This is a genomic window from Yinghuangia sp. YIM S09857 (assembly GCF_051388915.1).
Classification (GTDB): Bacteria; Actinomycetota; Actinomycetes; order Streptomycetales; family Streptomycetaceae; genus Yinghuangia.
Genome location: NZ_JBPKBH010000020.1, coordinates 141,527 through 151,665, shown reverse-complemented (window position 1 = coordinate 151,665; position 10,139 = coordinate 141,527). Strand labels below are relative to the sequence as shown.

Below are 10,139 nucleotides of genomic sequence, written 5' to 3'. Positions count from 1 at the left end.
CCCCCCCCCCCCCCCCCCCCCCCCCCCCCGGCCCGTGACTCCGACGTCAGGCCACGTTCGTGGCACACGCCGTCGGACAGGAGCTACCGCAGTTGTCGTCGGTGACGTTGACCAGGCCTGCCGGATCGACCACCTCGATCAGCCTGATATCTAGCGGGGCGAACTCGCCCTCGGCGTCTTCGGTCTGAACGGGCGCATGCACGGCGCGCTCGACGATCTCGGTTGGGGGCATGGCAGTCCTCTTCACTTTCGACTCGGCCCGGCCTCGCAGAAGGGAGAGCCACCTGTACTCGGCGACAGGTCCGACCGGACGACACCGCATCGGGCGTGCATCAACGGTGGCGAATCTGAGGAGCTGAACTCCACGTTTTTCCAAGGGTTTCCACGACTTCAACCGTTCGGCGAGGTCTCGGCATGCTCCAAGGCCGCGAGAGCCTGCGCGATCAGTCGACGGGCCGTGGTGCCATACACGGCGGCGCGGCTGAACATGTCGAACGCGCGTACGTAGTCACGGACTTCGGACGGTGCCGTGACCCGCACCTGAGCCGTCAGCAGTTCGACCAGCACTACGGCGTCATCGAACAACTCGAAGGTCGTATCCATGGGGTATTCGCGTTCGACGTCGGTTGCCGGAATGACGCCGACCGATACAGCGGGCAGCGCGGCGACGTCGACGAGGCGACGCAGTTGCTCCCGCAACACTCCCACGCCACCGACACGGTGGTAGAGGGCAGCCTCCTCGATCACGAAGCCGAACGTCTTTCCGCGCCGACAAATGATCTTGGAGCGCTCCACGCGGGCCGCCGCGGACGCATCCGCATCATCAGGAGCGCCGTGGAATCGGCCATAGGCCACCATGAGGGCGTGTGCATAGTTGTACGTCTGGACGAAGCCGGGCAGGACGTCCGAGGAGTAGACCTTGAAGACCCGGGTGCGCCCGTAGAGCCGCTGAGGCTCGGTCTGGAGTCGCAGCATGCCGGAGCGCGTTTGCGTTCTCCACAGCGCGTACATCGACTCGACCTCGGTGGCCTGGGCGATCAGGTCGCGGGCCAGCTCCGGGACCCCGCACACTCGGCACCAGGCGTTGATGTCAGCCGGGCTTGGCGGAGTCTGTGCGTTGAGCAGGCGGGAGGACTTCGAGGGGTACCAGCCCGCCTGCTCGGCAACGCGCGAGGCGTTGAGGCCGGCCTCGGTCATGATCTGCCGTAGGCGCCCCGCAAGAGCCTCGCGGGCCTGTTGGGCGCTGCTGGACGGTGATTGGGCCATGTCGGGAGTTAGATCCGGAACTCCCCGTGCGGGGTGGCCCTGGCCCATGCGGTATCGAAAGCCATGAGCACCTGACGGACCACGGAGGGGTCTTCGACCGTGACGTCCTCGTCTTCGAGATACGTGCCGTTGCCGTCGAACATGAGGAACACCACCGCGCGCTCGTCGAACACCCACAGGTCGTTCGCCGGCACGACCAGATCGAGTGCATCGCGTCGCCCGAGCCAGCGAACGTCTTCCCCAGACCTGATTGTTGCCGCCGTGCCGGCATGCTCGAAGCGGATGTACTCGCTCGCCGGTGTCGACACCAGGCGCAGCCTGCGCACTTGGGTGCCTCGCGCGACCACAGCTGCCATCTCGTCATGGAAGGGCAGCCACCGCTGGCCGCACTCTTCAGGGGTCAACTTCCCGGCCTGCCATGCCGCGAATGTGTCGTCCTCGCCGCCGCCGGCGTAGTGGTCCCGCATCTCCAAGTGGGCGGCCCTGCGGCAGGACGACAGCAGCTCATCCCAATCCGGCACGCTGTTCGGCAAGCTCGCACGCCTCCCTGATCAGACCCGCCATCCTGGCGGGCACCTTCACGACAGTTTCCGATCCCGGTATCGGGCCGGTCGCCAGGCACGCGGCGATCTCCTCCGGGCTTGGGTTCCAGCCCTGCACCAGGATGTCGCCGGCTTCGTCCACCCAAGCGCTTGGGCAGCTCTTGGTGCCTGAATCCGGATCCTTGCCGATGAATGTAAGCGACATGACTCCCCCGATCTGCTTCGCGTTCCAAACATTTCCATGCTCGGCGCCAGCCGTTGGCGCCGTGTGCCACAGTCAATCCCGATGCGGCGTCTGCCGGAACAGTCGTCGCTGCCCTGATTCGTTTAACTCGTATACGGGGGCGGCCCGTGGCGCAGCAGGGGCGCAACGACCGACTGTTCGACGCGATTGCCTCGGCCGGTTTGACCTATGACCAGGTCGCCCGCGCCGTCCGCGAGGTCGCGGCGGAGAATGGCCAGGTGCTGCGGACGAACAGGTCCGCGGTGCATCACTGGGTCCGCGGGGTGACGCCTTCGCCTTCGGTGATCGCCTATCTGGTGGAAGCCCTCACGCGAAGCTTGCGCCGCCCCGTCAGCCGTGATGACCTCGGACTGCCGGGCGAACACGACGATCTCGGCCTCGCGGTCGGTCCCGACCCGATCGAGACCATCGTCCAGTTGGGGAGTTCGGACTTGAATCGCCGTCGTTTCCTCACCACGGCCGTCTTCTCCGCCGCCGCGTCCGCACTGCCCCTCGATCAGGCCCACGCCATCGGCGAACGGACCGCCACCGCCACGAGCGGGGGCATCGTCGGGCGCGGGGACGTGCAAGCCGTCCGGGACATAACGCGCATGTTCATGGACATCGACGAACGCCACGGCGGCCAGCACGGGCGCGCCGCGCTGGTGCAGTACCTGGTCTCGGACGTGTCCGCCCTGTGCCGGGGACGATTCAGCACCGACGAGGACCGCCGCCAGATGCTGTCGACCGCGGCCGTCGCCGTGCACCTCGCGGGCTGGAAGGCGTACGACGCGGGCGAACAAGGACTTGCGCAGCGCTACTACCACCAGGCGTACACCCTGGCCGCCGAGTCCGAAGTCGTCGGGCACGACGGGTTCGTCCTGCGAACCCTAAGCCAGCAGGGCATGAAGCTGGACGCGCCCACCCAATCCCTTGCACTCGCCGAGTCCGCGCTCGACCGTGCCCGCGGACGCGTCGACCCCATGACCGAGGCACTGTTCACCGTCACCCGAGCCCACGCACTTGCCGTCACCGGTCAGCGCAGCGACGCGGCACGCGAACTGAGCCGTGCCCACGCCTTGGCCGACAAGGTGCCCGAGACCGAACCGCCGTTCTGGGCAACCTCCTGGGGGCCGGCACACGCCCTGATCCACTCCCGGACCGCGAAGATCCTCGCCCACCTGCGAGACCACGCCAACGCCGCCGACTCCTACGTCCGCGCCGCCGCGCTCCGCCCAGCCGGGTACACCCGCATTTTCGCAATCGACCTCGACGGCCAAGCCCGCATGCAGCTCGCCGTCGGCCAGATCGACGACGCATGCCTCACCTGGGAGCGGTCCTTCGACGCGATGGCTGGCGTGACCTCCGCGCGGCTACAGGATGCGGTTACCGACGCTGGCAGGGCGGTACGGCCCTACACAGCACGCAGCCAGGCGGCGTGCCGACTCGAAGAACGGGTCGCTGCTTTCGCGTCAGCGTGAGTCGGGCCCGTCGCCCTTTCGCTCGTCCGAGACCGGCCTGGCCTGCATCGCGGGTACCGCGCCGCGGCCCCACCGTCCGCGTGGGTTGGCGAGAGGCACAGGCGACACGGTGCCGAGCGTAGTCGACTGCGCGCAGCGAACCCCCGCCACGGCGGACATCGGAACGGTGGCAGCCACGCGCATCCACTTGAGTCTGGAGCAGGGCCGCATGGCGGCGAGTGCGACATTGCCGTCGTACACGATGCAGGCGAGTTGATCGCGGCGGTTGCGACTGCGCCGAACGCTTTCAGACGGGTGACGATGTGCCCGGCCTCGTTGTGGCAGCGGCCGTGGGCGAGTTCCTACAGCTCGGGTAGATGTAGCAGTTCACGAAGGCGCCGAGCCGCGGACGGCACTCGCGTGGCCTTCCTCGCGTACCGCTCAGACGACTGGGCCTTGTTCACCTTTGACCTGAAACGGCCCGGCGCCATCCCGGTCAAACTCGGCGACATGCCCTCCTTCCTCGACGCTACCCCGCACATCGTCGCCTGGGAGTAGGCGCGGCCCCGATCTCCGCCGCGCGCTTTTCCGCTCGCGATCTACCAGGGGCCGGACGGGGCACCGTCCGGTTCCAGGCCGTACCGCACGATCTCCGCTGCGGGACATGTGGCCGTGGCTATAACGCGGGCGAGGTTCTCCAGTTCTCCCACGCCGCTGTCCACGGCCTGCCGGTACCAGTGCCTGGCGCCGTTCAGGTCTCCGGCTCTTTCTCGCATACGAGCCAGATCCTCGGCGACACCAGGAGCGTCTTCACTATCGACGAGTTGCGAGTAGAGGCGTTCGGCCGCATCAAGGTCCCCGGCCTCTTCTTTGACGAGGGCTAGCAGCCTTGGCGCTTCGGGATCGCCAGCATCGACCCCGTGCTGGGCCAGTCGCTCCGCTTCTTCAAGGTCGCCGCTCTTGATACGCATTTCGGTCAGGAATCCACGCGACCTGGCATCGCCAGCGTCAATGGCCCGCTGGTATAGGCGTTCCGCCTGAACCGGGTCTCCGGTGACTTCCTTCACCCAGCCCAACCAGCCAAGTCCGTAGGGGTCGTGGTCGGCGAGGTACTGGTACAACCGTTCCGCGCCCTCGTAGTCGCCGGCCTGATTCCGCAGGTCGGCGAGCGTCCCGATGGGCTCGTAGTGCCGGGCGTCGATCGCTTGCCGGTACAGCCGTTCGGCCCCTTCGCCGTCTCCTGCCTCCTCGCGCAACCGGGCCAAGGAGACCAGGGCGCCGAGTTCCTCGGCGTCGGCTGCCTGCCGGTACAGGCGTTCGGCGCGGTCGCGGTCGCCCGCCTTCTCCCGTAGTTCGGCCAAGAGTTGGAGCGAGCGGGTGTCACCCGCGTCGGCGGCTTCCCGGGCAAGACGTTCGGCTTCCTCCGGTGCACCGGCTTCCGCACGCATCCGCGCCAAGGCCCCGAGCGCGGCTCGGGTTCCTGTGCGCGCGGCCTCGCGGCAGAGCTCCTCGGCTCCCTCGTGGTCTCCTTCCTCCTTCCGCAATAGGGCCAAGGGCTCCCAGACATCGGGGTCACCAGCCTCGTGCGCCTGGAGGTATAGGCTGATGGCCTTGTCACGGTCCTGGCGTAGTCGTGTGGCGTAGTGCCGCGTGTCGGCCAGGTCGGCGACCAGCGTGGCGTCTCCGGCCTCGAACGCCTGCTGAGCGAGGTGCTCCGCGCGCTCGGATTGCCCGGTCTGGTCCCACATGTGCATCAGGTTCATCAGCGCAAGATCGAAGCCGGCGTCGGAGGCCCGCCAAAGTAGTTGTGCTGCCAGGTGGTAGCGGCCGCGCATGCGCGCCCGGTCCAGTTCCACATCGAACGCGGCGCCGTGGCCGAGGCGGTGGTGGCCGAGCTCGTGGGCGGCGGTGTGCCGCTGGGTGACGATGTTCAGCCGCGCGTTGAGCAGCACCGAGGGCTCCTCCGCAGCCCGGCCGGGCTGATAGACCCCAAACAGGGTGGGCATCGGACGGGCCAGGACATCGACGCCGGCGCGGGTGAGCGCGGCGTGGACGTGCACGTACCCGGCGCGGTCCACGCCCAGGTCGCGATGGGCCTGGACGGACGCGATCGCGGCAACCTTGTGGGCGACGTCCCAGTTCACCGCGCCGCCCCCGGGTCAGAGGCGGGCCCGGAGTCGGGTGCGGGCGCCGGCGGGGCGTCTGTGCCGGTGCCGGTGCGGCGGAACGCCAGGTACTCGGCGTACCGGGCCAGTTCGATCCGGTCGCCCTCGGTGAGCGTGGCGAGCGCGCGCGGCAGGCCGGCGAGGACGTACTCGCCGGGGTCGGCATCCTCCTCCTCGGCGAGGAAGTACGCGACAGGGCGCCGGTACAGGCGCGCGAACTTCTTCAGCTCGAGACTGTCCACGCGCCGTGCGCCGCGCTCAATGTCACTGATAGCGGTCCGCGGGATGCCGGTGCCGTCCGCGACGAACTGCTGGGACATGCCCAGGTAGTCGCGCATCGACCTCAGCCGACCTCCGAGCCGTTCCAGTTCCGGGTCACGGGGGCGGTCCTGGTCGCGGGAGCGTTCGGCGCGGGACGGGGTCATGGTAGTGCCCTTTCGTGGATCGCCTCCAGGACGGTGCGGGCGAACGAGCGTACCGACCGGGTTGAGGAAGCTGCCTGCGCATCGGCCGGGATCGTGACGCCGTAGCGCTCCTCGACGCGGGTGAGGATCTCCACGATGAGGACCGAGTCGACGGGGAGTTCACGCCCCGCCTCCTCGAGACTCTGGCGGACCTCGCCGACAGGCCGGTCCTCGAGTTCCGCGAGGAACTCCACGACCACCGTGACGATGTCGTCTTCGTTCGGACCCTTGGTGTTCAGCAGAATCCCCGATCGCCTGAAATCCCGACAGCAGTGTCCTACTGTACTACATTGGTCGGGGATTCCGACAGGGGTGTTCTACGATCCGACAGGAGTGCGCGTGGATTTCAAACGCTTCCAGCAGGCGGCCACCAAGACGCTGCAGCCCACCGCCCCGGGTGCGGACCCGGTCCTGGTGCCGCTGCTCGGCCTCGCCGGCGAGACGGGGTCGCTGGCCACGGTGTACAAGAAGCGCCTTCGGGACGGGCCGGGGTTCGAGGTGGGCAAGCACCAACTGCGCGAGGAACTCGGCGACGTGCTGTGGTATCTGGCCGCGCTCGCCGAGACCCTGGACCTGGACCTGGAGGACATCGCCGCGGCCAGTCTCGCCAAGGCCAACGACCGGTGGCGCGCCACCCCCGACGACCAGCTCCACCCCTTCGACCGGAACTTCCCCGAACACGAGCAGCTGCCGCGACGGACCACCTTGCACTTCACCCAGATCCCCGACGATGCCGGGCGCGTGCGGGTGCGCCTGGCCCGCGACGACGGAACCCCGGCCGGCGACCCCCTCACCAGCGCGTCGCGGGTCGAGGACGGGTACCGCTTCCACGACGCCTTCCACCTCGCCTACGCCGCGGTGCTCGGCTGGTCCCCGGTCACCCGGTTCCTCCTCGGATGCAAGCGCCGCAGCCATTCCGAGGTCGACGAAGCAGAGGACGGAGGGCGCGCCATCGCCATCGAGGAGGGCATCTCGGCAATGGTGTTCGCCTATGCGGCCCGGCACAGCTACCTCGACGGAATCAACCACGTCGACCACGAACTCCTCGCCACCATCGGGCAGATGACCGCGCACCTGGAGGTCAGCGTGTGCCGCGCCGCCGACTGGGAGGCGGCCATCATCGTCGGCTACACCGCATGGCGCGGGCTGTGCGCGGCTGGCGGCGGCTCCATTCGCCTCGACCTGGACGGCCGCACGCTGACCCTGCTGCCCTAGCAGCGGCCCTGGGCCGCGGCCCGCCCCGGACCCGTCGCGCGGGCGACGAGGATCACCCATCACCCTCTGCCCGGGAGTGGGGTAGGCGCGTTCGGCCGCCCCGCAGGCCGCATGGGCGTGTGTCGGGGCGGAGCGCCGTGGGGTCGAACGTGCCGAGGCCCACACGGACGGATCCGTGTGGGCCTCGGCACGAGCGGTTCCTACGTCGCGGCGGGCGGCGCCGCGGCCGTCTTCCTCGGCCGCCCGACGCTGCGCCGGGCGATCAGGCCGAGGTCGGTGAACGTGGCGTCGCTGTCGAGCGCCGCGAGAACGGGTGCTCCTTGGCGATGTGCCGCAGGNTCCCCCCCACGAGCGGTTCCTACGTCGCGGCGGGCGGCGCCGCGGCCGTCTTCCTCGGCCGCCCGACGCTGCGCCGGGCGATCAGGCCGAGGTCGGTGAACGTGGCGTCGCTGTCGAGCGCCGCGAGAACGGGTGCTCCTTGGCGATGTGCCGCAGGACGGTCTTGATCGCGAGCTCGTAGTTCGAGCGGGTCGCGCCCGAGGCGCCGGCCCGCCAGCACAGCGCGGGCTCGTCGGGGCGTCGGCAAGAGCGTCCTAATGAACGCGACCGCATCGGCGCTGGTGCGCCAAGGCAAGGGCCCGGTTGCTGTGATCGTCGGCCAGATCCGCGAGAGCCTGAGCAACACCGAACGGATGCGGGACGCGGACGACGAACTCCTCCGGCACCAGCAGGCGGCCGAGCAGCTACGCCAGGACGACGATCTCGTGCGCCAGACCGCAGCTGAGTTGGCCGATGCCCATTCGGCTTTGAAGATCGTGCCGTTGGTGTCCGGCTACCGGTTGGCCGAACGGGCCCTGACGCAGGGACGAACCGAGGAGCGACGAAGCCCCTCAAAGTTCCGGCGCCTGTGTCGTTTCCGGGTCGGGATTCCTCCGTTAAGGGTGACGGTTTCGTTCGGCCCTGACGGGCCGCCTCACCCTCGCGGAGGCCGTGGTGCGCGACAACGCCGAGCACAGTGAACTCCCCTCCCCCGCCCACGACTCCCCCGACAGGCCCCACCCGGGTGCCGTGTTGTTGCTGACGCCGGCGCAGGCCGCGGCGCGGTTGCAGGTGCGGGAGTCGTGGCTGCGGGCGAAGGTGTCCGCGCGGGTGGTCCCGTGCACCTTCGTGGGGCGGCATCTGCGGTTCTCCGAGCAGGACCTGGCCGACATCGTCGCCGCCGGACGCACCGAACCGCGACGCGGCCGCCGCAACCGCCGCGCGCCGTAGGCCGGGCTCCGGCCGCTCCGACCGGCCGGAACTCCGGTGCCGGGTCCCGGACTTGCCAGTGGGTGCCGAGTGGAGCGTCCATCGACGGCGACCGGCCCCCACCGGCGGTGTGTTGTCGCGGTGTCGGGGCGACCCCGAGTTTCCCTGGGAGGGGATCTTTCCTATGGCTTGGTCCGAGAAGCACGGCAGCACCTGGCGGGTGCGCTACCTCAAGGACGACGGCACGCTCGGCTCGGAGAACGGCTACCCGGACAAGGACGCCGCCGACGACCGCGCGGACGAGATCAACACCGAGCAACGCCAGGGCACCTTCGCCGACCCCGCGCTCGGCCGCACTCCGGTGCGGGACTGGGTGGACACCTGGCGCGAGACCCTCGACGTCGGCGAGGAGACCCGCAGCATGTACGAGAGCATCCTGCGCAACCACCTCCTGCCCCGCTGGGGCGACACGGAGTTGGCGGCGATCACTCGCTCGGCGGTGCGGATCTGGCGGAACGGCCTCGGCGCGACGTACGCGCCGACGACGGTCACGCACATCACCAAGCTGCTGTCGATGATCCTGGCCGATGCCGTCGACGAAGGACTCATCACCGCCAACCCCGCCACCGGCAGGCGCCGGGGGCGGAGGGCGCGGGTCAAGAGGCCCGCGCCGGTGTGGGCGGAACCCCGCGAAGTCCTCGCCGTCGCCGAGCGGATCCGGGAACTGGCCGGCTCGAACGCCTACGTCATGGTGCTCACCGCCGCCTACACCGGGATGCGGTGGGGCGAGACCACCGGCCTGCGATGGACCAACATCAACGTCGTCCGCGGGACGATCACCGTTCACCCGGAGGCAGGGTCGCTGCACGAGATCAACGGACGGTGCTTCCTCGGCCCGCCGAAGACCGCGGAGTCGGCCCGGGAGATCGCGATCCCGCCGTTCCTGGTCGCGCTGCTGGAGGCCGAACGCCAGCACACCGCCAACGGGTTGACCACCACCAGCCCGGACGGAACGGAACAGGTCGTGGACGGGGTGGTGTTCACCAGCCCGGACGGAGGGTGGTGGCGGCGGTCCACGTTCTCGCGGCGGTACTGGCGGCCCTCGGTGAACGGCGACCCCCGCCGCGGCTGGGGGCCGCTCAAGCCGGGGCTGACGTTCCACGGGCTGCGGCACTCGCACAACACCTGGATGATCGACGACGGGATCGTGGACGTGGCCAGGGCCCGGCGGCTCGGCCACCACGTCCCCGACAAGCTTCAGGACGTCTACGGACACGTCAGCGAGCGGCTGGTGCGGCGGATTGTGAAGAACATGGAGAAGCGCTGGCAGCGGACCTGGGAGCACGCCCATCCCGAGACCCCCGCTATTGGCAGCGCACGCCCGGGCAAGCTGTCAGCGGACACCACGAAGACGGGCAAGACGAAGGGGAAGAAGAAGGACAGGGACAAGGCCGATCGGAAGAAGGAACCCCGGGCGGAGGCCGGCGCCGGGCGTCCGCTTGGCCCGGCGTCAAGGGGTCATCTCCGTTCGACCGGGTACGACGCGGCTTGACGCG

12 protein-coding genes are annotated in these 10,139 nt (G+C 69.4%); 5 read left to right on the top strand and 7 right to left on the bottom strand.

The window, feature by feature from the left end; translation table 11 throughout:
- Positions 1–46: 46 nt before the first annotated feature.
- The 4 genes from ACRX5S_RS32470 to ACRX5S_RS32455 form a co-directional block, all read right to left on the bottom strand.
- On the bottom strand, positions 47–232 hold the full coding sequence (locus ACRX5S_RS32470; RefSeq protein ID WP_436776761.1) for an FxLD family lanthipeptide: 186 nt from the start codon (positions 230–232) through the stop codon (positions 47–49).
- Between the two features lie 158 nt (positions 233–390).
- A complete protein-coding gene (locus ACRX5S_RS32465) occupies positions 391–1,266 on the bottom strand; it encodes a helix-turn-helix domain-containing protein (protein ID WP_436776760.1) in 876 nt (291 codons plus the stop codon).
- 8 nt (positions 1,267–1,274) lie between these two features.
- Positions 1,275–1,799: a DUF6879 family protein gene (locus tag ACRX5S_RS32460; RefSeq protein WP_436776759.1), complete on the bottom strand. Its 525-nt coding sequence runs from the start codon at positions 1,797–1,799 to the stop codon at positions 1,275–1,277.
- Positions 1,771–2,013: a hypothetical protein gene (locus ACRX5S_RS32455; RefSeq protein WP_436776758.1), complete on the bottom strand. Its 243-nt coding sequence runs from the start codon at positions 2,011–2,013 to the stop codon at positions 1,771–1,773. The genes ACRX5S_RS32460 and ACRX5S_RS32455 overlap by 29 nt, the downstream gene beginning before the upstream one ends.
- A gap of 53 nt (positions 2,014–2,066) precedes the next feature.
- Between ACRX5S_RS32455 and ACRX5S_RS32450 the strand changes: the two genes are divergently transcribed.
- A complete protein-coding gene (locus tag ACRX5S_RS32450; protein WP_436776757.1) occupies positions 2,067–3,512 on the top strand; it encodes a hypothetical protein in 1,446 nt (481 codons plus the stop codon).
- Positions 3,513–4,090: 578 nt separating this feature from the next.
- On the opposite strand, the gene ACRX5S_RS32445 is transcribed toward ACRX5S_RS32450, so the two are convergent.
- From ACRX5S_RS32445 to ACRX5S_RS32435, 3 genes are read right to left on the bottom strand one after another with little or no spacing between them, the layout of a single operon-like run.
- Positions 4,091–5,635 (bottom strand): ImmA/IrrE family metallo-endopeptidase, encoded by a 1,545-nt coding sequence (locus tag ACRX5S_RS32445; protein WP_436776756.1) that lies wholly within the window; start codon positions 5,633–5,635, stop codon positions 4,091–4,093.
- The gene (locus ACRX5S_RS32440; protein WP_436776755.1) at positions 5,632–6,081 is read right to left on the bottom strand and encodes a helix-turn-helix domain-containing protein; all 450 of its coding nucleotides are present in this window, start codon (positions 6,079–6,081) and stop codon (positions 5,632–5,634) included. The genes ACRX5S_RS32445 and ACRX5S_RS32440 overlap by 4 nt, the downstream gene beginning before the upstream one ends.
- The gene (locus tag ACRX5S_RS32435) at positions 6,078–6,314 is read right to left on the bottom strand and encodes an acyl carrier protein (protein WP_436776754.1); all 237 of its coding nucleotides are present in this window, start codon (positions 6,312–6,314) and stop codon (positions 6,078–6,080) included. Before ACRX5S_RS32435 ends, ACRX5S_RS32440 begins: the two co-directional genes overlap by 4 nt.
- Positions 6,315–6,459: 145 nt before the next feature.
- Between ACRX5S_RS32435 and ACRX5S_RS32430 the strand changes: the two genes are divergently transcribed.
- The 4 genes from ACRX5S_RS32430 to ACRX5S_RS32415 all read left to right on the top strand — a co-directional run bounded on the left by ACRX5S_RS32430 (position 6,460) and on the right by ACRX5S_RS32415 (position 10,135).
- A complete protein-coding gene (locus ACRX5S_RS32430) occupies positions 6,460–7,335 on the top strand; it encodes a nucleoside triphosphate pyrophosphohydrolase family protein (protein ID WP_436776753.1) in 876 nt (291 codons plus the stop codon).
- A gap of 596 nt (positions 7,336–7,931) precedes the next feature.
- The gene (locus ACRX5S_RS32425; RefSeq protein ID WP_436776752.1) at positions 7,932–8,354 is read left to right on the top strand and encodes a hypothetical protein; all 423 of its coding nucleotides are present in this window, start codon (positions 7,932–7,934) and stop codon (positions 8,352–8,354) included.
- Complete coding sequence (locus tag ACRX5S_RS32420) at positions 8,329–8,604, top strand: helix-turn-helix domain-containing protein (RefSeq protein ID WP_436776751.1); 276 nt, start codon at positions 8,329–8,331, stop codon at positions 8,602–8,604. Before ACRX5S_RS32425 ends, ACRX5S_RS32420 begins: the two co-directional genes overlap by 26 nt.
- Positions 8,605–8,767: 163 nt before the next feature.
- Complete coding sequence (locus tag ACRX5S_RS32415) at positions 8,768–10,135, top strand: tyrosine-type recombinase/integrase (RefSeq protein WP_436776750.1); 1,368 nt, start codon at positions 8,768–8,770, stop codon at positions 10,133–10,135.
- Positions 10,136–10,139: the final 4 nt, after the last annotated feature.

What these genes read in the sequence shown, in the direction of transcription:
- ACRX5S_RS32455 (WP_436776758.1), bottom strand. Translation starts at nt 2,013, where the DNA reads ATGTCGCTTACATTCATCGGCAAGGATCCGGATTCAGGCACCAAGAGC.
- ACRX5S_RS32415 (WP_436776750.1), top strand. Translation starts at nt 8,768, where the DNA reads ATGGCTTGGTCCGAGAAGCACGGCAGCACCTGGCGGGTGCGCTACCTC.
- ACRX5S_RS32425 (WP_436776752.1), top strand. Translation starts at nt 7,932, where the DNA reads ATGAACGCGACCGCATCGGCGCTGGTGCGCCAAGGCAAGGGCCCGGTT.
- ACRX5S_RS32440 (WP_436776755.1), bottom strand. Translation starts at nt 6,081, where the DNA reads ATGACCCCGTCCCGCGCCGAACGCTCCCGCGACCAGGACCGCCCCCGT.
- ACRX5S_RS32470 (WP_436776761.1), bottom strand. Translation starts at nt 232, where the DNA reads ATGCCCCCAACCGAGATCGTCGAGCGCGCCGTGCATGCGCCCGTTCAG.
- ACRX5S_RS32465 (WP_436776760.1), bottom strand. Translation starts at nt 1,266, where the DNA reads ATGGCCCAATCACCGTCCAGCAGCGCCCAACAGGCCCGCGAGGCTCTT.